Here is a 22,411-nt window from a genome sequence, read left to right on the forward strand (position 1 = left end):
AGTACTATTTTACTTGTTCATCAACCCTGAAATTACTCATTACTTATCACTCATTACTTATACTATATGAAAGCTTTAATTTTCGCTGCCGGAAAAGGCACAAGGCTCAAACCCTTTACGGATCATCATCCGAAAGCACTGGCCAAGGTAAACGGCATACCGCTTTTGGAAAGAAATATCAATTATCTTAAAGGCTTCGGAATAAAAGATTTTGTGATCAATATCCATCATTTTGGAAATCAGATTGTTGAATTTTTAAATAAAAACAGTAATTTCGGATGCAACATTGAAATCTCAGATGAGACCAATGAACTGCTGGAAACCGGCGGCGGCTTGATTTTTGCTAGAAAGTTCCTCGATCACGGGGAAGATTTTCTGATCATGAACGCTGATATTTTAACGAATATCAATATCAATGCTCTGGTGGAGTACCACAAAAAGATAAAAGATTTTGCTACTTTAGCGGTTTCAGACAGAGATAGTTCGCGAAAATTACTTTTCAACGACGATATGGTTTTGAGAGGCTGGCTGAATGTACAGTCGGGAGAACAGAGGCTGGCGGAATTCAACAAAGGCTTTAAAGCTCTTGCCTTCAGTGGCGTTCACTGTATCAACCCCGCTATCTTTGAAAAAATAAAGAGAACCGGCAAGTTTTCTGTTATGGAGGAATATCTGGATCTGATGCAGACCGAGCATATCCACGGATTTGTGCACGACAGCATTCTGATAGATGTGGGAAGACCCGAATCTGTAATAGAAGCCGAAAAACATTTTAAATAATTTTTGTAATGGAAATGGATGGAAACAGGGATGAAAGTTTAGTAAATCCGGCCTTAGATATTAATGAAACAAAGCTTCACAACAGTCTCAGACAGAAAACCTGGGACGAAACCATCACCAAAGACAGCTGGATGGTTTTCAAAGTGATGGCTGAATTCGTGGATGGCTACGAAAAACTGGCCAAAATCGGACCTTGTGTTTCTATTTTCGGATCTGCAAGACTGAAGCCTGAAAGTAAATATTACGCGATGGCGGTGGAAATTGCTGAAAAGATCACCAAACTGGGCTTCGGAATCATTACCGGAGGCGGCCCGGGGATCATGGAAGCAGGAAATAAAGGCGCTTTTAATGCACAGGGAAGATCTATCGGACTTAATATTGATCTGCCGTTTGAACAGCATTTTAATCCGTATATTAACAAATCTTATTCTATGAACTTCGATTACTTTTTTGTAAGAAAAGTAATGTTTGTAAAATATTCTCAGGGATTCGTGGTCATGCCGGGAGGTTTCGGGACACTGGATGAACTGACGGAAGCTATGACACTGATCCAGACCAATAAAATCGGTAAATTTCCAATCGTTCTTGTAGGAAGTGAATTCTGGGGCGGACTGTTGGAATGGTTCAAGGCAACACTGTTAAAAGAAGGGATGATCGCAGAAGATGATCTGGACTTATACAGAGTGGTAGACACGGCTGATGAAGCGGTGGCTCACATTAAAGCATTTTACGATAAGTATTCTGTGAATGTAAATTTTTAATTGGCATATTATTTGTGACCTATAATTAGCAAGTATGATTGTAAATCTATTAATTAAGATGAAAAAACTTTTATATATATCAGGAATTTTAACATTTTTTGTGTTAATGAGTTTTATGTATGTAGACTTTTTCTCTTCAATGACCAAAGTTGATTATATAGATGGAAGCAAAACATTGAAGTTTACCACAAAGATGAATACCAACCATATTTCTGACGCTATTAAAATCAATCCCAATACAGCCGGATTTGAAGCAGAAGTTAAAAAATATGTGAACAATAATTTTGATGTGTACGTCAATGGCTCTCCGAAAACTATAACCTTCACCGGAAGTCAGGTAAGCGGAGAAACGGTATGGGTATATTTTGAAACCGGCGGTGTTCCGGACATCAGTACCATGAAGATTAAAAACACCATTCTTTTAAGTTCTTTTCCTAAGCAGTTCAATATTGTGAGTGTTTCTTACAAAGGAAGCCAGAAAGTAATGAACTTCCAAAGAGGAAAAGAAGTGAATGAGGTTTCTTTCTAATCGGAATAATTTAAAAATAAATAAACCACTGCAGATGCGGTGGTTTTTTTGTGTCTTTTCCTGTTTTGTTTTATCAAAATAATGGATTAATCATAAAGCTTGGGGAGTAGAATAAATACAATCTGTTTAAAATTGACCTTAATTTCTTTAACCTCAATAAACTTTAGTTTATTTCTTAATTTAAACATTAAGGATTTAAGCAGTATACTTATTTTTATGAATGAAGAAATCAATACATTGATTTTTTTTAAGTTCTTTAAGCACCCCATCTTTTAAGATCTTAATGTCTTAATGTTTAAAAAGCTTGCTCCCAAAGTTTTGAAATTGATCCAAAATAATAGCGATTAAGATCCTTTCTTGAGAGCAGCATCTATGTCATTACATTTCTCCCATTCATGCATTATCACGGTATCTTTATTATGAATATTAAATGTTAGTTCCCCTCTCTTTTTTACCACCGTATCTCCAAGTTCTATTTCATCGGCATATAAATTCCACCATCTGTTGTGTGTTTTGCAAACTTTAGGTTCCTGCGTTATAGGATCATGTCCTTTAATCTCAAACCAGACCGAATTAGCTGGTTCCAGATCTACAATAATGTTACATTCTTCTTTGGAAAGTATCTGACTGTATTTTAAACACTCGTTTTTTTCACAGGAGAAAAGCATGATAAACACGAACAAACAGGTCAAGGTTTTGGTTATTTCGTTCATACAGGATGAGTTTAACTTTTATATATTCCAATATACTCATTCTAAAAAAGACAAAACTTATCCTCAAGGTTCAAAACCTTCACAAGGATAAATAAAAAATATCAGGATTTAAATAATTTCAAATTTACTGATCATTATAAAAATCATAACTAAACAAAAAAGGCCGTCTCCTAAAAGACGGCCAGTATTTAAAATATCAGATTTTGATTATTGAACCTGAATATTATCTAACTGAATCGTAGTAGTCACACCTGTAGATGCTCCCGTGTATTCAAATAAAATAAATCCATTCCCTGTTAATCCGGCAGGCAGTGTATAAGTTCCCGCAGGAGCTAATGTACCATAATTAACAGCCGGAGCCTGTGGAATTGTAAACGCAGATGTAATATCTGTTTTAGTGGCCGTTGTAATATCTCCAAGCGGAGTATAGTTGGTCGTGTAGTATACTTTTAAAGCATTCCCATTCCAGAATCCAACGTTAACGTCAAATTTCACGGTATTGGCTGCTGTAAAGTCAACAGGTACGGCGAAATAAGTTAAATAGTTTCCAGAACCTGAATTAGCTCCCAACTGAATATATTTATTGCTGCTGAAAGTTTTTAACTGCCAGTATCTGTTTCCTAATACCGCATCATTTACATATTTAGGATATACTTCAAGGTTAGCAGGTGTCAGTGAATAACTTTCAAAGTTTTCAAGGAATGAACCTGAATACGCAATCTCAGTACCACCTTTAGGTGGCGTTGCATCTACTCTAGTTCCGGTGAAGTTGATATCAGATAAGCTTCTGATAAGCATCTGCCATGTAGAATTGTATCTGCTTACTACGAAGGTAACGGTACCGTTTCCTTTTGGTATAAGCTCTCCTCCACTCTTGAAGAATCCTGAGTTTCTGATTACTGCTGCACCTCCTAATTTATCTTCAATATTTCTGTCTGTATCCAAACCTTGGTTTCCGGCATCATAATCAAGATATTTTTTCTGAACCGGGAAGATTTCACCGATACCGAACTGTACGTCAGATACAGTAACTAACGTGTTGATCAGGTTAGCCTGTTTTGCATCATTTAATGAATTAAGCTTTGTAGGGACAAGCGTCTGGATATCCAAACCGTTTCCTGAGCATACTCCGGAAACATATCTTCCTACAAGAGCCTGAGGAATTCTACCGATCGCGAAATTCGGATCTTCAGAACCTAATTTAATAGTCCCTCTGTCCAGACCTAAACGCAATCCTTTAGCATTAATTCTGATGTGTGCACCTACCGGGAAATCTGCAAAGTTACTTGCTTTATCCACCTCGATCTGAAGACCTACTGTAGGGTTAACCGTTTTATCCTGGAAAGAGATGGTTTTGTAGAAATTTCCCTGAGCATCAGAAGAAACGATATAACCGTCGAAAATCTGATCTGTAGTAATTAATTTATATCCTGTAGCAGGAGCCTGAGCCGAAAAATCTGCCATTGAAATGTTTGGCGCTTCGAACTTATTGGAACAGGCGATCGGGGGAGTTTCCCAATCATCATTCTTTACACAAGAAGACACTGCAGACAGTACACCTACTGCTACGAACGTCGTTTTGAAAAAGTTAGTGAAATTATTCATTGTTATTTTTTTATTTTTTATTAGAATCTGAATTGTAAGTTAACAAAGTACGAACGTCCCTGAGTATACCAGTATTTCGGTCCGAAAGAAGGTGTAGGACTGTAATAATCCGAAGCAAAATCTTTCGCTTTTGTTTCTCTCGTTTGCTCAAAACCTCCTGTGATGAATCTCTTGTTGTTTAAGATGTTATTCACAGAAGCAGTCAATAATATGTAATACTTTCCAATCATGAATGATTTCCCTGCATTGGCATTTAAGAAAAATGCAGAAGGAAGTTGTACAGGCTTCAGCATATCACGTACATCTCCATCGGTAAGACCAATGTAAGGTGTACTTGAATAAGGGTTCTGAATAAAGTTATTCGTTCTTAAAGCCGGAGCCGGATCCAGATAATTGTTATCAAAATAGTTCCAGTTGGCACCTACCCACCAGTATTTCGGGTTGTTGTAACGGAAACCTAAAGAGAAAGCACGCTGAGGAGTTCCCCCTTGCTTATAATCTTTTAAATAGGCCTTTCCGAAAGAAGTTACACTACTTCCTGAAGCATCAGAAACCAGATAAACTTCCGGATTGCTTCTGTATGTATACTCACCTAAACTTGCAAGACCCTGTAAAGATAAAGTAGGAAGAACTTTAAGGTCAACCCCTAATTCAACCCCCATATTTCTTTTCTCTACGTTGGACATTACCTGAGTAACGAATGCACTTTGTACCTGAGAAACAGATCCGTCCGGATTTGTGCTGCTCAGCTGAATTCCGTCTGCAAAGAATCTCTGTACATTGGTTTCATTCTGAGTATCTACAATAAATCCTGATGCTCTTAATTTAAGGAAAGGTGTATTGATCACATAGCTTAAATCATTCGCTGTATATACTGTACTTCTGATATTAGGGTTAACAAGTGCATTAATTCTTGGATTGATGAACAAGTCTTCCAGGAATGGTGCCTGATTGTACATGGCTCCGTTATACACTAAGAAGTTACGTCCGTTGATACGGTAAACGATCTGTCCTTTCAGACCAAAGTTCCAGAAATTATAATCTTTGCTTTTCCCGTAAGAGTTGTCATATAAATAATGCTTGAAAAGGCCTTCTCTGTTTGAAGTAGAATATCCTGCCATAGCAGAAACAAATACATCAAAATTACCTGTAGAGAATTTAAGTCCCGGATTTACTTTTGCCTCCTGTCTTCTCAGGATATAATTGTAAGTCATACGGTCTCCTTCTTTCAGCTGAACGTTGGAATCTAGAGTATTATACAATCCTGAAGAACCAGGTTTTGCAGATTCTTTAAACGGATCTACACCAATAGCGTAATCACCCCCTAAAAGATCTTTCATTTCACGGTAAAGCTCAGATTTGTAGTTCTGATAAGATACGTTCATGATAAACTTCGTACGGTCGTTAAAGTTGTACGTGTAGTGTGTACCAGCATTGAAAATCTTATCATCACTTACGTCATCTACCAGATATACTTTAGAACGTTTTCCGGATATTCCGTACAAACGGCCCATTTCAGCCTGGTCTGCAGCATCCACCTTTTGGTTATTGGCGTAGATCTGTCCCCAGTTAAGCTGAGTAACATTAGGATCTCCGTTCTGCCAGCTTGACAAACTTGTATTGTAAGCATCAATCAGAGTTCCGTACTGTGTAGGATCTGGCTGTGTATTATTGGTAGCGTTATAAATAATGCTGTTGATATAGTAACTTGGTAAGTTTCTATAATAGGTAGGAGAAGGATTGGTAACTCCATTCCAGTCTAAACGGGAACCTTTATCTTTTCCAAACTGGTAAGATGCAGTCGTCCAAAGACTTGATTTTTTATTAATCTTCCAGAAGTCCTGAATCTGGAAAAGCGGCTGGAATCCTCTACGAACTCTTTCGCTTCTCTTTTCTCCATCCTGCCATCCCCAGTACGAGTTGTAATGTACCCCTCTGTAGTCATACACTTCCTGAGTATTCGGGCTGGATGTAGATCTTCTGTAAGGCGCACCGATCGCATTGAAGGTAATCGTGTGGCTGTCGCTGAATTTCTTTTCAACCCCAAGGTAAGCTCCGTAAGCATCATAGAAAGTTCCTTCCTGAATTCCTTCGTCAGCCCATCTTCTGGCTCCCATTGCAGTAAACGCCCATCCTTTCTTGCTCATTCCTGAGGTATATCGTAAAGATGTTCTGTTTCTGTAGTTTCTGTTAGTTAAGGATTGCGTAAACTGGAATCCTTTTCTATACTCACTTGCTTTTGTGTTTTTGTAAACCACAGAGCTGTTTCCACCAAAAGCATATTCAGATGGAGAGTGGTTGGACGCGATTTCCGGATATCTCGTGATCTCGTTTAGCCCACCCCAGTTACTGAAGTCAACATTACCATTATCAGATTTTACCATGGAAACACCGTTCAGCATAGATTCACCAGTTCTTCCGTCGATACCTCTTGGGCGGAACCAGTAAAACCCTAAATCAAACGCAGCAATTCTACTGAATACATCCATTGATGATTGTAGCAAACCTACTGTGGAAGCCTGTCCACTGCTGTTGCTGTCATCATCATCATTGTCTATAATAGCTAAACCTTGATCTGCGCTTGTAAGATTAGAATACAGGGTAATGATACCCAGATCCTTTTTTTTCTCATCGGCTACGTCAAACTCCATCATTTTGGTTTCGAAGTTTGGTTTCGTAATCATAATTTGATAATGGCCCGGCTGCAGGTCTACAAACTGGAAATATCCAATTTTATCAGCCGTTACATCATTTTCGCTCCCTTTAAGATCTACTTCTGCCCTTTCAATAGGCTTTCCTTCGGCATCCTTAAGATACGCAAACACAGTGGTCTGCGCAAAATAGAATGAAGCAGGAAGTAAAGTAAATAAAGAGACTAATGATAGTTTTTTAATCATGAGTATATTTATTTTTTTTAATACTTTTCTTCTTAGTTTTCAACAGTTTAAAAGTTGGGGGCACAAATTTAGTCAAAATTTAGAATTTCCAACTTTTTTAACATTATTTTTTCTTAACATTGCAACCTTTTATGATTCATTATGTAAGAGAATTATTTTATATTGTTTTAAATTTACAAATATTTAAAATGAGGTGAATTAAAAAAAGGTAAATTTGTCGTTTAAATAATTTTAATACTCTAGAGGATGAAGAGATTTATGAGTTTTATGGCCATCGTATTTTCGGTAATGGCTTTTGCACAACAGGGGAAGCTTAGAAAAGTGGCTGCTGTTGGCTTTTTGAATGTTGAAAACCTTTGGGATACCATACGTTCTGCAGATTATATAGATGGGACTAAAGACATCCATAATCCGGCTTTCCATAGAAGTATACCCTTAGATTCCATCAAGTTTTTAGAAGCTGAAAAGCATGACGGACCTTGGAGTGACAGCGCTTTAAAGGGAAAGAAAGCAGTAAGATACCAAAGCGGTTCTGAAGAATTCACGCCAAGCAGCGGTAAAAACTACAATACTAAAATCTACAAAGCAAAACTGGCCAACGAAGCCAAAGTAATTGCTGAAATGGGTGCTCAGTATACCAAAACAGCTCCTGCCGTGGTAGGACTTATTGAAGTAGAAAACAGACAGGTGATCGAAGATCTTGTAAAACAGCCTGCTCTTGCCAAATATGATTACGGAATCGTACACTACAATTCTTATGACTACAGAGGAATTGATGTAGCGTTAATCTATCAGAAAAGAAGATTTACGGTAACCAACTCTTTAAAGAAAGAGCTGAAAGTGTTCGGTGATGACGGTAAAAGAGAATATACCAGAGATATTTTGGTAGTAACCGGTTTCCTTGACAATGAAAAAGTGGCCTTCTTCATGAATCACTGGCCTTCAAGAAGAGGTGGTGAGGCCGTTTCATTACCTAAAAGAAATGCAGCAGCAGCTTTACTGAAGCAGCAAATGGACAGCATCAGAACAGCAGATCCTACGACAAAGCTTTTTGCAATGGGTGACTTCAATGATGATCCTGTAAGCTCAAGTTTAAAAAATTATCTAAAAGCGGCAGCAAGCCCTAAAGATTTAAACGAAACTACACCTTACCTTAATTTAATGTATCCTTTATATAAGAAAGGTATTGCTTCACTGGCTTATCAGGATGCACCTAACCTTTTTGACCAGATCATAGTGTCCAAGAATTTGGTTTCGGATCAGGTAACTAAAGAATATTCAGTATACAAAGCGGAAATTTTTGCTCCCCCATATTTAGTGAACAAAGAAGGAAATTATAAAGGTTATCCTTTCAGATCCTGGAATGGAGACCAGTTTACAGGAGGATACAGTGACCACTTCCCGGCATTTGTTATTCTTCAGAAAGAACCATAAAAAATTAACTTAGGCACTCATTTTGAGTGCTTATTTTTTATACAATGCCTTTATTATGAAAAATATAATCACCCTACTTCTCTTTGCACTGATTCCTTTCAGCTGTTTTTCTCAGGACAGCCCTAAGAAAGGTGAAGAGAAGTCTGAAATGAAGCCTTCTAAAAATGAGGATGGCGAGTGGGATCTTACTGTAATTGACACCCAGTTCGATTACTTTTTAAATGCGGTAGCCAAACCGATGAGCCAGTATTCGGAATCTTATCTGAAAACAAAAAATACATTCCTTGTTACTGAATGGAATTCTTATTACAGCTCAGGAAAATACAGGAATATTATAGAATCCAGCATAGATTACGATCCGAGAGAAAAATACGGGATTAAATTTGAATACAAGCTCTATCAGGTCTTTGCCTATGTAAGCTGGAAATACGGATTGAAAATGAACGGGCTTTCTCCAAGTGATGCTGCGAGATAATTTAAAGATTAAGAAATTGAGATTCAACTTATTCAAACTTTAGAGTTGGAAAAACGCAAGGAACGCAAGTTTTTTTTCTAATTCAAATGCTTTAAGGCGCGAGGATTTTATCTACGATAAAATTGCAGACCGTTCGTTCAATAAACGCCAATGAACTTGCCGAAAATCTTAGATTTTCTTGCGCCTTAAAATATCCTCATTTTTATTCGAGCTTTGCGTTCCTTGCGTTTTTCCAACTCTAAAAGGATATAATAAAAGTTTAAGTGAGTTCATTATTAATATTATAAAAGTAAAAAGGTTCAGAAGAAATTCTGAACCTTTTTACTTTTATAATAGCTGAAAATTATTTGTTGAATAATTCCTCTACTTTATCCCAGTTTACTACGCTGAAGAACGCTGCTACATAGTCAGGTCTTCTGTTTTGGTAGTTTAAATAGTAAGCGTGCTCCCAAACGTCTAATCCTAGAACCGGAGTTCCTTTCACGTCTGCAACAGGCATTAACGGGTTGTCCTGGTTCGGAGTAGATGAAACAGATACAGATCCATCTGCATTTTTCACTAACCAAGCCCATCCTGAACCGAATCTTGTTTTAGCAGCGTCAGAAAAATCATTTTTGAATTTTTCAAGACCTCCGTAAGCTTCGATAGCAGCTTTTACATTTCCTACAGGCTCATTGCTGCCGCCCGGCGTTAAAATTTCCCAGAATAAAGAGTGGTTGAAGTGTCCTCCACCATTGTTTCTTACTGCTGGCTTGTCAGTTCCTGTCTGGCAGATCTCTTCGATCGTTTTACCTGCTAATTCAGTTCCTTCGATGGCTTTATTTAAATTGTCAATATAAGCCTGGTGATGTTTTGTATGGTGGATTTCCATAGTTTTAGCATCAATAGTAGGCTCCAATGCATCGTATGCATATCCTAATTTAGGTAATTCAAATGACATAATTTTTATTTTTAATGTTATATCCAAATTTAGCCAATATTTAAGCGATTATCAAATACTGGGTATTACTTTAATAAATCTTTAACATTGATATATTGATTTAGAATGAATTAATTTTTATAGAAGGAAGCAGGAAGTCGGAAGATGGAGGTTCTTGTAGTGTAAAATACATCTCAAAGTCTAATTTAATTATTAAACTACAAGAGAACAAATTTATAATCTTGCCCTCTCAAACACTACACTCTTACTCCCAAATTCAAAAACTTCAATAAAAAAGCACGAAAATCCGCTGATTTCCGTGCTTTTTTTAACAACAATTAAATTAATCTATTTATTCATAGACATCAGGAATTCTTCGTTATTTAAAGTTCCTCTGATGTTTTTGTTTACAAATTCCATTGCTTCTACAGGATTCATCTCAGAAAGGTATTTTCTGAAGATCCACATTCTCTGCGAAGTCACTTCGTCTAAGAGAAGGTCATCTCTACGTGTGCTTGAAGAGACAAGATCAATCGCAGGATAAATTCTTCTGTTGGCAATTTTTCTATCTAACTGAAGTTCCATGTTACCCGTTCCTTTGAATTCTTCAAAGATCACTTCGTCCATTTTGGAACCTGTATCGATAAGTGCTGTTGCAATGATAGTTAATGAACCACCCCCTTCAATTTTTCTGGCTGCCCCGAAAAATCTTTTTGGCTTGTGAAGCGCATTGGCATCCACCCCACCGGAAAGTACTTTTCCTGATGCCGGTGTCACCGTGTTGTATGCTCTTGCTAATCTTGTGATAGAGTCAAGAAGGATCACTACATCATGTCCGCATTCTACCATTCTCTGGGCTTTTGCTAAAACAAGGTTGGCCACTTTTACATGCTTGTCAGCTGCTTCATCAAATGTAGAGGCGATAACTTCTGCATTTACACTTCTTTCCATATCAGTAACTTCTTCAGGACGTTCGTCGATCAGAAGGACCATCATATATACTTCAGGGTGATTGGCTGCAATAGAGTTGGCGATATCTTTAAGCAACATCGTTTTACCCGTTTTAGGCTGGGCTACGATCATTGCTCTCTGTCCTTTCCCGATCGGTGCGAAAAGGTCTACAATTCTTGTTGAAAGTGTAGATCCGTTTCCGGTAAGATTGAATTTTTCTTCAGGGAAAAGCGGCGTTAAATATTCAAATGCCACACGGTCTTTGATGAACGCAAGATCACGTCCGTTTACTTCCGTAGGTTTTAGCAGTGAGAAATATTTTTCCCCTTCTTTCGGAAGTCTTACAATTCCTTTAACGGTATCTCCGGTTTTAAGACCAAAATTTCTGATCTGTGCCGTAGAAACATACACGTCATCAGGAGAAGATATATAACTAAAATCTGATGAACGAAGGAATCCGTAGTTATCCGGAAGGATTTCTAAAACCCCTTCAATACTTACCATCCCATCGAAACTGAATTCTTTTCTGTGTTCAGAATGATGCTCCTCATTTCTGTCAGCGTGTTGTCTTTGCTGATTTTGATTTGAATTCTGATTCTGGTTAGGATTCTGGTGTTGGTTAGGATGATTTTGGTTCTGACCCTGGTTTTGGTTTTGATGCTGATTAGGGTTCTTATTTTGGTTTCCGCTGTTTTGCGGATTATTTTGTCTTTGTTGGGATCTGGCCTGATTTTGAGGAATATTAGGCTTTTCTTCAGATGGAGCAGATTCCTGAGGTTCTGCATTTTTAGGAGCTTCAGCTCTTTCTTGTGGAGTTTCTGTATTACCAGTGTTATTGGCTACGACTCTTTTTCTTTTTTTCTTAGCTTGTGCCTGATTGTTTTCTTCAGGAGTGGAAACTGTTTCAGCTTTCGGTTCTTCCTGTTTGGGTTCTTCAGCAGCCGGCACCTTTTCTTCTACTTTCTCTTCAATCTGTGGTTTTTCTTCAGTTGGTGCTTTTACTTCTGCTCTCGGTTTGGCAGGTTGTCTTTTAGGCGCTGCTTTTTTTACAGGAGCCTTAGCAGGTTTGTCTGCCGGTTTTTCTTCAGTATCCATGCTGGTTTCTGTGGCGTTGAAATAATCTTTTGCAACTTTAGGGTTAGAAGCCTGAAAGTCAAGAACGGCAAAGATCTTATCATTATCATTGCTGTTTCTAGCAACTTTAACGCCTAAATCTTTTAAGATTTTAGTCAGTTCCGTTACGGATTTTGACCTTAACGTTTCTATGTTAAACATACTTAATGTAAAAATGTAATTAATTGTGAGTAAGAAAAGTAAGTCCGGTGACTTTTGTTTTCAAGTACATATGTATAATGCAAATCTACACTAATTTTTGAATTGTGCAAAATTTATGTTATTTTTGCCAGGTATTTAATAATCAATGTTACAGAGAATACAGACTATATGGACTCTTTTGGCGGTTTTGGCTGCTGTTTCCCTTTTCGTTACAGGACAGGATGTTGACGTTTTCGGCAATATTCCGGTGATTGATATCAGTTGTATTGCCCTTGTTTTGGCAGGTGCATTAAGTATTTTCAGTTTCAAAAACAGAAAAAGACAAATCATGCTGAATACGTTCAGCATCGTTATAAACGCTTTGTTGATTGGTGTATTGGCGTACTGGTTACTAAACTTATCCGGAGGAATTCATATTCCTGAGAAGGGTATTGAGCCGGTTTTCCCATTGATTGCAATCATATGTCTGCTTATCGCAAACGTATTGATCCGCAGAGATGAGAGGCTCGTAAAATCTGTAGACCGACTTCGATAGCCTTACAACGATTTTTTGAGTGAGAACAGTTCCGAAAGGAGCTGTTTTTTTTGTAGTCATTATATAAACTGTTTTGATTTTCATAATTAAATTATCACCCTTCGACTCCGCTCAGTGTGACAGAGTCTTTTTTGAAATAGTATCGGTGTGAATATCAACTGAAAGCCTGGAAAATGTTTTAAAAATTAAATGATTTACTTAATTTCGCATGACATCTTAAGCTTCTTAATGGTTGAAATGCATTCCTGTCTGATTAATTTATACCATTTCGTGCAACATTTCCGTTAAGAATACGACTGATCTTATTAAATTGTATCTATAATGAAAAAACTAACCTACCTTGCCCTGTCCTTCTGCTCCGTATTTACGCTGGCACAGGAAGTTTCAAAAGAAAGAGTAACCACCATCCTTTCCACGCTTGCTTCAGACGAAATGAAAGGCCGTGAGATCGGAACTCCGGAAAATGACAAGGCAGCAGAATATATTGCAAAGCTTTTTAAAGAAAATAAACTTGGCTACTGTACAGGGAATTCCTACCTGATTCCTTTTGAATATGAAGGAAAGAAAGTCTACAACGTATGCGGGGTTAAAAAAGGGAAAACGGATAAGTATCTGGGATTCTCAGGTCATTTCGATCACATCGGGACAAGTGACAAAACCGGAGATAATATCTATAATGGTGCAGATGATGACGCAAGCGGAATTGCCACTTTAGCAGGTATTGCCGATTATTTTAAAAATAAAAAACCTGAATTCTCAATGGTTTTCATGGCCTTTAATGGAGAAGAAAAAGGAATGTTGGGGTCCAAAGCGATTTCTACGGATGCTAATTTGGATAAGATTTATAATAATATGACCGCTCTTTTCAATTTTGAAATGGTCGCTACAGAATCTCAGTTCGGGAAAAATGCTCTTTTTATGACGGGTGACGAGTTTTCAGACTTTGATGAACTTTTTAACACATATGCAGCGAACGGTTTAAAAATCAACCCGGACCCTTACGCAGCACAAAAATTATTCTACAGATCAGACAATGTAAGTTTTGTGAAGAAGAAAATTATCGCACATTCATTTTCTACGGTTGATATGACGAAAGCTTCGCATTACCATAATGAAAGTGATGATGTGAGTGTGGTAGATTTTGATAATTTAACGGGTATTATCAACAATGTGGGAAAAACTCTTGAAAAATTAAATCCTCAGAATTTTGCTCCAAAATATAATGACAAAGTAAAATTTTAAATAAATACAATCATAAAACCGCCGGAATGGCGGTTTTTTATTTAGCTTATATCCCATTAATGATATAAAATTAAACAAACGTTTGTAACAAAACGGGACCGATTGAAACATATTAATTAAAGTAAAACAGGATTAAGAACGTCTTTTCCTTTAATTTTACGTAATTTTGCTATCCAATTTTTCATTGAATGAAACCATTACAAAGAATACTTTATTTCGCGAAACCGCATCAAAAATACCTTTTCGGAAGTATGTTTTTCAATATTCTGTACTCCTTACTTAATATCTTATCGGTAGGAACCATGCTTCCTATTTTGGGATTAATGTTCGGTACGATTGAAAAACAGGCCAAAGAGCCGGTATGGAGCGGAGCCTTCGGCGACTATTTCAATTATATAAAAGATAAAGCGTACTATTTTGTACAGATACAGATAGACCAGCACGGTGCTGTTTATGTATTGGCTGTTCTTTGTGCCATCACGGGAGTTTCATTTTTACTGAGAAATATTTTCAGATACATCGGATCTTTCCTATTGGTGAATTACCGTGTAGGAATTACCAAGGATCTTCGTACGGCGATGTATAATAAATTTCTTCAGCTTCCGGTTTCTTTCTTTACAGAACAGAGAAAGGGAGATATGATGTCCAGAATTTCCAATGACATCGGAGGTGTGGAAGGTGGAATCATGGGGGTTTTGGTAGACATTATCAATGCTCCGTTTATGATCATCTCTTCACTGATCGCACTATTTTTATTGTCTCCTCAGCTTACCCTGTTCTCACTGCTTGTTTTCCCGATTATGGGCTGGCTGATTTCATGGACCGGAAAAAGTTTGAAAAAACAGGCTCATTTTGCTCAGGCTGAACTTGGAAATCTTTTCTCATTGGTTGACGAAACATTGAAGTCGTCTAAGGTGATCAAGATCTTTAACGCAGATAAGATCCTTAAAAACAGATTCAACGAAACAACGACCAACTGGCAGAACTACGCGATCGATATGAGCAGAAGAAGAGAATTAGCCTCTCCTATGAGCGAATTCCTTGGTTCTATCACCATTCTTATCATTACCTGGTATGCGGGAACACAAATTTTAGAGGACCAAACGATGAAACCTCAGGCTTTCCTGGTATTCATCGGTATGTTCTTCCAGATTCTCGACCCGGCGAAAAAGCTTTCCAGTGCGATTTCTTCTATCCAGGGAGGTATGGCAAGTTTGGAAAGAGTAGCTGAAGTTCTTGATTATGATTTAAAAGTAGAAGAAATTGCAGAACCTATTTCTATCTCTACCTTAAGCAACCAAATCGAATTCAAAAATATTGGATTCTATTACGATAAAGATAATGTGATCCTTAAAAACTTCTCACTGATCATTCCGAAAGGAAAAACCATCGCCCTTGTAGGCCAGAGTGGAAGTGGAAAAACAACTATTGCTAACCTTTTGGCAAGATTCTATGATGTAAATGAAGGTCAGATTTTAATTGACGGAGTTGATATTAAACATTTAAAATTAAAAGAATACCGTCAGCTTCTTGGAATGGTAACTCAGGAATCTGTACTGTTCAATGATTCAGTATACAACAATATCCTGATGGGTAAACCTGATGCTACGAAAGAAGAAGTAGTTGAGGCGGCAAAAATTGCCAATGCTGACAATTTTATTTCGAATCTTCCTGATGGCTACAACTCTAATATCGGTGACGATGGAAATAAACTTTCCGGAGGTCAGAAACAGAGGGTTTCCATCGCCAGAGCGGTATTGAAAAATCCACCGGTAATGATCCTAGATGAAGCTACTTCTGCACTGGATACGGAATCTGAAAGATTTGTTCAGGATGCCTTAGATAAAATGATGGAAAACAGAACCTCCCTGGTGATTGCCCACAGACTTTCAACGATTCAGAAAGCAGACTGGATCGTAGTAATGGAGAAAGGAATTGTAGTGGAACAGGGAACACACCACGATCTTATCGCCAAGAAAGGCATGTACCACAAGCTGGTAGAGCTGCAAAATTTTGACTAATCGTTTATTGAATTAAATTCATTTAAATGAATCCAATACAAGAGTACTTCTACAGAATCGACGAGCCTGAAAGAAGTACTCTTTTGTTTTTACGGAAAAAGATCCTCGAATCTGATACGGAACACATTACAGAGACATTAAGTTTCGGACTTCCTTTCTTTAAGTATAAAAAGAAAATGCTGTGCTATCTCTACTACAGCAAAAAGTACAAACAGCATTACGTCAGTTTTTATCATGGAGACAGACTTGATCATCCACTCCTGATTCAGGATGGCAGAAAGAAGTTTAAAATTCTCCTCATCGATATGAAAGAGGATTTGCCCATTGAAACTATTTTAAGCCTCACAGAAGAGGTAAAAAAACATATAAAATAAAAACTGCGGCATGGTTTCACCATGCCGCAGCCCTCTTTAAAAATTATCTTTCATTACTGTGTATTAATTCCTTTGAATTCTGCCTGTTTAATAGCCCATGCGAAAGCATTTGCTGTAAAAGTTGAATTATAGATCAACGTTCCGGCTGTACCATACGTAGTTTTTGGAGTTGGTTTTTTGTTTGTATCTAAAATAAACGGACAAATGGTATTGGAATTTAAATCTCCCGTGTTTCCACTTTGAGAATTAAAACCTCCTTCTCCAACCCATATCAGGTTGAAACTTTTATGTTTGAAAGCTGTGACAGCACCAGCAACTGTACCTGTACTGTTATTGGCATTTGTCGCATTTGAGTAAACACTTATTTCTCCGGATGGCAATCCTGTAAAATATACCACATCGGTAGCATCATCTCCCCAAAGCTTACCCCGAATATCTCCAAAAGGACCATTTGTAATTTCGTCAGAAGTAATGGGTAAAGTATAGGTTCTTCCGTCACCGGAACCTCCTGTTGTAGATTGGGTAATACTTGGATCGTTAAAAATAGTTCTGAAGAAATTCTGATTTCCCGTAGTATCTTCACAGAACGAAAGAATAACACCCCCTTTCTGCAAATATTGAAGAAAAACTGAAGCTTCGCCAGCACTCATTCCATAGCTATACCCTATTACAACCATATCAACGGGAGCTGAACCCAGTAACCAGGTATTTAACTGAGCTGCACTTGGAGAATTACCTCCATCAATAATTTGAGACCATCCTTCATATTTTACGGTACTTGCAGGAAGCGTTCCGTAATTAGTGTTAGTGGTAATTAATGTATTTGAAGGTCTTCCGCTATTGCTAAGATTATATCCATAAGTTGTTCCAAGTCCTATGGCAAGTAATTTTTTTGCAGGAATTACAACGATGACACTCACATTACATGTTGTAGAAACCCCTCCCTGACTGTCTGAAGTAATGGTAATGGTTTTCACCGCTGTGGAAGATGGTGTTCCCATACCGCTCAGGGTTATATTTTGATTTCCTGTCGATGTAAATGTACCTGAACCTCTGAATGAAATTCCATCTACAGTATTAGTTGTAATAGTATAACTTCCCAATGAAGAAACATTGATGGGCAATGTAATCGTATTGGAGGAATTAAGAGCTGTTCCCACTTTATACACGCCATTCGCCACAGCACCTCCACAACTCATGGTATAACTTCCTGCAGGGCTTAGAACGTTGACAGACACAGCAGGAGTACAGGTCACATCATTGCCGTTAGCCGTTAGCGTCACATCATCCGTCTGAACATTCTGAGGAGTGCCCTGTCCGCCTATCTGGATGGTTTGTACACCTGTATTCAAAAATGTCCCTGTTCCGTAGAAATTATATCCGTTGATGGTGGTTCCTGAAATCGTATAGTTTCCTATTTTAGTCACATTAACGGAAATATTCAGATAATTGGAAGTGGTCAGGTCTCTTCCTTTCACATAGGTTCCCATCACTTTCGTGTTGGAACAGTCAACCGTAAACACGGCTTTTCCCATCTGCCCGCAGACACTTTTCCATTCATCATCGGCAAAGCTCCAGTAATTAAAACAGTCTTCTGTCGTATTATAAATGGTAAGACCGTCATCCTTCGGTTTGTTAATAATAATTGCATTTCTCTGGTTTTCCGTGAGGCGGGGAATTAATATCCCTTTATTATTGTTTCCTGAGACCACATCCAGCACCGAATTTACATTAGGCGAAGACGTATTGATCCCTACCGAGCCGTTCTGAATCTGTGAATAGAACTGTCCAAAAACCAAAAGCAGCGCCAGAAGCAAAACTTTGATTTTTGCTGTTGTAGAATTTGTTTTCATCGTTTCGAAATAATTATGTTTGTTATGTTTTAAACTGACTTTTCAGCCAACGCAAAAATATCATCCATAAAGGCATTTCAAATAAAAACAGCCTACGCAATACTACGCGCGAGTAGTAAAACTCACAATCAATCAGCATCTTACAAACAAACACTTAAAAAGAGACAGAAAACAGGTCAGGATGTGGAATTGATGTAAAAACAGACAAAAAAGTCACAATTTATACACCGATTTCCACCGGGCAATCGTATTACGGCTGGTTTTGAAATGATTGGCCGTTTCTGTATTGGTGAGCCTGTTTTTCTTTTGATAATTGAGAATTTCACGGATAGAAGATTCATCATAAGAACGGAGCCTCTGACTTTTACACTCAACGCTGTAGGTGGCCTGGCCAAAGATCAGGGCATTGAATTTTAAAATATCAGATGTCGTATGAAGAACATTCAGCTTATTTCTGATTACCGGATTGTTTATTTTCTCAGGAAACTTTTCACTGATGATGTCTGTATAAATTAGTTTAAAATCAGGCATGGCTATGCTTTCTTAATCCATTTGTAAAGAGTCGTCTTGGGAATCTTGTATTTCGTCAGAACTTCGGTGGTAGTCATCTGTTTGGACAGGATTTTATTCAGTATAAAACATTTCACCTCTTCTGTATACACACTTTTCCTGAATTCCAGTGTCGAACTCTCCATTTTAATAGCTCTATCCGTTTTTGAAGGAGGTGAATACAGGATAAGATGTCCCGTATAGATTCTGAAAAAATCGAAATGCAGAAGCTTACTCCATCTGAGCAGTTTTTTCGTGTCTATACTTTCCTGATCATACATTTCCTGTATTTCGGCCTCGGTACAGTGGAAAAAATTCATGATCCTGGTAGTGGATACCCCAAGTTCTTCTGCCTTCGCTTTCACAAAACTTCCAATATGTATATCTTTTAAATTCATAAGTACAGCAAAAATATTAACAACAACAATCAACAACAGCCTGTCTTTCTACGTAATACTACGCGTATTGTCAAAAAAATTATATTTTAAGAATAAAACTGTTAATATTCATTTCTGAGGGTATATTCAGTTTTTTCCTGATCCTGTATTTTTTACTCTCCACGGCCCGGATGCTGCACTTCGTACACTGCGCAATTTTCTTAGTATCAAAATCAATTTTTATCAGGGCACAGAAATACAGTTCCGAATGAATAAGGTTGGGATTGATGGTTAAAATCTCCGGAATAAAATGGGGAAAAAACACCTGGAATTTATCATAAAACAAAGGCGAATTACTTTCAGCAAGCTGATAGATTTCCCTGATATTTTCTTCAGTAAGATGATTGATCAGCATCTGCTGTTTCAGAAGTCCGGTATTGGTTTTTTGCAGATCTACTATCGTGGAATTTTTGATTCTTTTATCTTCAATAAGTCCGTAAATCAGGTCATCTTTTTGGGTTATAAAGGAAATATCCATTAGGAATGACCCAACGGAGAAGAGAATGTTGAGCAGTTTCACCGTTTTGAAATCTCCGGCTTCAAAAAATTTACTCTTAGGAAGAAAGTCAAAATCAACGTAGAGGCATGCAATAAAATTGAGACTGATCACAAAGGCCATGATCAGGATCAGAACGGATTCTTCTCTATAATTGAAAAAAAACGGAGTAGCAAATAATAGCGAGAAATAAAAATATTCTACCCCTGCACTTTTGAATGTATAAATATGAAAGAAACTGACAATAAAAGTCAGCAGAACAAACACGAAAATAACACTTGTCTTGAGCATCTTCCGGTAACGGCCGGTTTTCCCTTTCATAGCCATTAAAAAAAGCCAGAAAAGCGTAATGATGGTCAGAAATATGGAGATCAGTGCATCCCCAAAAAAAATCACGATAAAAACAGAATAAAATAAGAACAGCAGAAAAAGAAAAACCAGGTATTTATTAATGAGATTCAGATAGCTGCGCTCATATTCATTATCCAGTTTGTCAGGCTCTTCACTGATCATTCTGAAGAAAAATTTAAAAATCATCGTATTTGTTTTATGTTTTTTTAATAATGCTCATGTAGCTTTTTGCACAAGCCAAACGACCTCATATCAATACTCAGCAAAGCATAACAGAAAGTTGCAGAGCGGTTAGTCCTGCTATTTTTTATGTCAGTGAAAATTGTGAAAAGATGTGTTTTTTTTAATAAGATATTAAGCTCAATGAGACTTAATACATCCGTATAATTTTTCAGCATATTTACATAAAAAAACGATATGCCGCTCATTACAATTGACCAATTGGTTAAAAACTGTTATGCTTTGGATAAAATTAATTAAAAAAATCAATTAAAATCAAAACTTGTCATGACAAAAATACCGGTCAGATTTAACATATGCTACGAAACAACTACTCAATAGTACTCGTACGTGTAAGAAAATGATGTAAAAGGAATTCACAAATGAGAAGACCAATTTATAAAAACAAAAAAAGGAGAAAACTTAATTTCTCCTTTCTATATTCTGATGATAAATATTCTATTAATCTTTCATTTTGGCGATCACATCCAGACCTCCTTTTGTAATATCTCCGATCTTGCAGATAATTTCCGTGTCTAAAGGCAAAAATACGTCCATTCTAGAACCGAATTTGATAAATCCGAACTCATGTCCGGCTTTTGCCTGATCACCTTCATTACAGTAGAAAACAATCCTTCTGGCCACATATCCTGCGATCTGTCTGAATACCACTTTATGATTCGTAGCCGTTTCTACCGCTACCGTTGTTCTTTCGTTTTCTGTAGATGACTTTTCATGCCATGCAACCAGATATTTTCCTGGATGGTATTTTTTGTAGATCACTTTTCCGGATACCGGATATCTACAGATGTGCACATTCAATGGTGACATGAAGATGGAAACCTGAATGGCTTTTCCTTTGATAAATTCAGTTTCATCCACTTCTTTGATCATCACGACCTTTCCGTCTACCGGTGCGATTACGTTTTCTCTGTGCTCCAGAATATCACGTTCCGGAACTCTGAAAAACCAGAATACTAAACTGTAAACAACCAATATTGGCATAATGATCAGTAACGACCACATTTTAAGAAAATAAATAGCCAACACACTTATGATGATAAAAAGTATCGTTGCTACGGTAATCGTTCCTTTTGACTCCTTATGTAGTTTCATGAGATTAAATAAATTTTTCTAAAATAAAGTACAAATATACGACAGGAACGCAAATTAAAAAACTGTCCAGTCTGTCCAGCACGCCTCCATGCCCCGGAATGATGTTTCCGCTGTCTTTTACGCCGAAATTTCTTTTCAGCTGGCTTTCCACAAGATCCCCTAACGGAGCAAATGCAGCTACCAGGAAACCTACTACCATCCAGTTCCCGCGAAGTTCCGGCTGATAATGCTCAATAAAGTAGGATAAAACCAACGTTAGCACTACTCCGCCGCCATAACCTTCCCAGGTCTTCTTTGGAGAGATTTTTGGGGCCATTTTATGTTTCCCGAAAAATTTTCCGGTAAGATAAGCAAAGGTATCACTGCTCCAGATCAGAATAAACAGGAAAAGAACTTCCAGTGAGAACGTCCCGTCAAAGCTGGAAAACTTAGGCAGTCCCAATGCAAAACTGAAAGGCAGTGCTACATAGATGACGGTAAATATCAGCTTTCCGCTGTCGAAATAAAGTTCGTTCGGGTACTTGAATAAGGTGACCACCGCAATCGCGATCAGGGAAATAGCCAGTATTTCATTCAGCCTGAAATCGAAAAAGAAATCGTGGTGGAAATATCTTTTGGAAAAAACATAGTAAATAAAAATCACCAGCGGGAGTACGATCCATTTTTCATAGCCTTTCCCGAATTTCATGATCTTAACGCATTCCCAGGTTCCTACCAGCAGCAAAAGAGTGATCAGCCCATGATACAGGTATTCCTGTCTGATAAGGTCAGGATGGATCCTGTTGATAAGCTGGGCGCCCAGCGGTGTTGTGCAAAGAATGATAACGGCAACGTAAACAAGCCCGGAAATGGTTCTTTGAATAAGGTTTTTGTCCAAGA

20 protein-coding genes are annotated in these 22,411 nt (G+C 37.6%); 9 read left to right on the plus strand and 11 right to left on the minus strand.

The window, feature by feature from the left end:
• The first annotated feature begins 66 nt into the window (after positions 1-66).
• The 3 genes from IW22_RS02850 to IW22_RS02860 are packed head-to-tail and all read left to right on the plus strand — an operon-like array spanning position 67 to position 2,070.
• Positions 67-780, plus strand: coding sequence for an NDP-sugar synthase (locus IW22_RS02850; protein WP_034724015.1), 714 nt, complete (start codon positions 67-69; stop codon positions 778-780).
• A gap of 8 nt (positions 781-788) precedes the next feature.
• On the plus strand, positions 789-1,541 hold the full coding sequence (locus tag IW22_RS02855) for a TIGR00730 family Rossman fold protein (RefSeq protein WP_081873875.1): 753 nt from the start codon (positions 789-791) through the stop codon (positions 1,539-1,541).
• Positions 1,542-1,599: 58 nt separating this feature from the next.
• A complete protein-coding gene (locus IW22_RS02860; protein ID WP_228383983.1) occupies positions 1,600-2,070 on the plus strand; it encodes a DUF6702 family protein in 471 nt (156 codons plus the stop codon).
• Positions 2,071-2,414: 344 nt separating this feature from the next.
• On the opposite strand, the gene IW22_RS02870 is transcribed toward IW22_RS02860, so the two are convergent.
• From IW22_RS02870 to IW22_RS02880, 3 genes are all read right to left on the minus strand, one after another.
• Entirely contained in the window at positions 2,415-2,783 is a 369-nt protein-coding gene (locus IW22_RS02870) for a hypothetical protein (protein ID WP_228383984.1), read from the minus strand.
• Positions 2,784-2,990: 207 nt separating this feature from the next.
• Positions 2,991-4,388, minus strand: a complete 1,398-nt coding sequence (locus IW22_RS02875) for a DUF5689 domain-containing protein (RefSeq protein WP_034724020.1) — start codon at positions 4,386-4,388, stop codon at positions 2,991-2,993.
• A gap of 20 nt (positions 4,389-4,408) precedes the next feature.
• Entirely contained in the window at positions 4,409-7,285 is a 2,877-nt protein-coding gene (locus tag IW22_RS02880; RefSeq protein WP_034724022.1) for a carboxypeptidase-like regulatory domain-containing protein, read from the minus strand.
• A 246-nt stretch (positions 7,286-7,531) separates the two neighbouring features.
• On the opposite strand from IW22_RS02880, the gene IW22_RS02885 reads away from it, so the two are divergent.
• A complete protein-coding gene (locus IW22_RS02885) occupies positions 7,532-8,719 on the plus strand; it encodes an endonuclease (protein ID WP_034724023.1) in 1,188 nt (395 codons plus the stop codon).
• Between the two features lie 55 nt (positions 8,720-8,774).
• Complete coding sequence (locus tag IW22_RS02890; protein ID WP_034724024.1) at positions 8,775-9,194, plus strand: DUF6146 family protein; 420 nt, start codon at positions 8,775-8,777, stop codon at positions 9,192-9,194.
• 343 nt (positions 9,195-9,537) lie between these two features.
• Here the strand turns inward: IW22_RS02890 and IW22_RS02895 are convergent, their stop codons facing one another.
• Both IW22_RS02895 and rho read right to left on the minus strand, forming a co-directional pair.
• Entirely contained in the window at positions 9,538-10,134 is a 597-nt protein-coding gene (locus IW22_RS02895) for a superoxide dismutase (RefSeq protein ID WP_034724027.1), read from the minus strand.
• 327 nt (positions 10,135-10,461) lie between these two features.
• The gene (rho, locus tag IW22_RS02900) at positions 10,462-12,339 is read right to left on the minus strand and encodes a transcription termination factor Rho (protein WP_034724029.1); all 1,878 of its coding nucleotides are present in this window, start codon (positions 12,337-12,339) and stop codon (positions 10,462-10,464) included.
• Positions 12,340-12,484: 145 nt separating this feature from the next.
• On the opposite strand from rho, the gene IW22_RS02905 reads away from it, so the two are divergent.
• From IW22_RS02905 to IW22_RS02920, 4 genes are all read left to right on the plus strand, one after another.
• The gene (locus IW22_RS02905; protein ID WP_034724030.1) at positions 12,485-12,874 is read left to right on the plus strand and encodes a DUF4293 domain-containing protein; all 390 of its coding nucleotides are present in this window, start codon (positions 12,485-12,487) and stop codon (positions 12,872-12,874) included.
• Between the two features lie 321 nt (positions 12,875-13,195).
• Positions 13,196-14,116 (plus strand): M28 family peptidase, encoded by a 921-nt coding sequence (locus tag IW22_RS02910; protein ID WP_034724032.1) that lies wholly within the window; start codon positions 13,196-13,198, stop codon positions 14,114-14,116.
• Between the two features lie 188 nt (positions 14,117-14,304).
• Positions 14,305-16,137: an ABC transporter ATP-binding protein gene (locus IW22_RS02915; RefSeq protein ID WP_034724033.1), complete on the plus strand. Its 1,833-nt coding sequence runs from the start codon at positions 14,305-14,307 to the stop codon at positions 16,135-16,137.
• 26 nt (positions 16,138-16,163) lie between these two features.
• The gene (locus tag IW22_RS02920; protein ID WP_034724036.1) at positions 16,164-16,511 is read left to right on the plus strand and encodes a DUF1801 domain-containing protein; all 348 of its coding nucleotides are present in this window, start codon (positions 16,164-16,166) and stop codon (positions 16,509-16,511) included.
• 53 nt (positions 16,512-16,564) lie between these two features.
• On the opposite strand, the gene IW22_RS02925 is transcribed toward IW22_RS02920, so the two are convergent.
• The 6 genes from IW22_RS02925 to IW22_RS02950 form a co-directional block, all read right to left on the minus strand.
• Positions 16,565-18,364 carry a hypothetical protein gene (locus IW22_RS02925; protein ID WP_034724037.1) on the minus strand — a complete coding sequence of 600 codons (1,800 nt, stop codon included), beginning with the start codon at positions 18,362-18,364 and terminating at the stop codon, positions 16,565-16,567.
• A gap of 213 nt (positions 18,365-18,577) precedes the next feature.
• Positions 18,578-18,895 carry a hypothetical protein gene (locus tag IW22_RS02930; protein WP_034724038.1) on the minus strand — a complete coding sequence of 106 codons (318 nt, stop codon included), beginning with the start codon at positions 18,893-18,895 and terminating at the stop codon, positions 18,578-18,580.
• A 2-nt stretch (positions 18,896-18,897) separates the two neighbouring features.
• Positions 18,898-19,311: a transposase gene (locus IW22_RS02935; protein ID WP_034724039.1), complete on the minus strand. Its 414-nt coding sequence runs from the start codon at positions 19,309-19,311 to the stop codon at positions 18,898-18,900.
• Positions 19,312-19,390: 79 nt separating this feature from the next.
• A complete protein-coding gene (locus tag IW22_RS02940; RefSeq protein WP_051890979.1) occupies positions 19,391-20,383 on the minus strand; it encodes a helix-turn-helix transcriptional regulator in 993 nt (330 codons plus the stop codon).
• Between the two features lie 495 nt (positions 20,384-20,878).
• Complete coding sequence (locus IW22_RS02945; RefSeq protein ID WP_034724040.1) at positions 20,879-21,532, minus strand: phosphatidylserine decarboxylase family protein; 654 nt, start codon at positions 21,530-21,532, stop codon at positions 20,879-20,881.
• 4 nt (positions 21,533-21,536) lie between these two features.
• Entirely contained in the window at positions 21,537-22,409 is an 873-nt protein-coding gene (locus IW22_RS02950; protein WP_034724041.1) for a phosphatidate cytidylyltransferase, read from the minus strand.
• Positions 22,410-22,411: the final 2 nt, after the last annotated feature.

The sequence above is a fragment of the Chryseobacterium sp. JM1 genome (genome assembly GCF_000737715.1).
GTDB lineage: Bacteria > Bacteroidota > Bacteroidia > Flavobacteriales > Weeksellaceae > Chryseobacterium.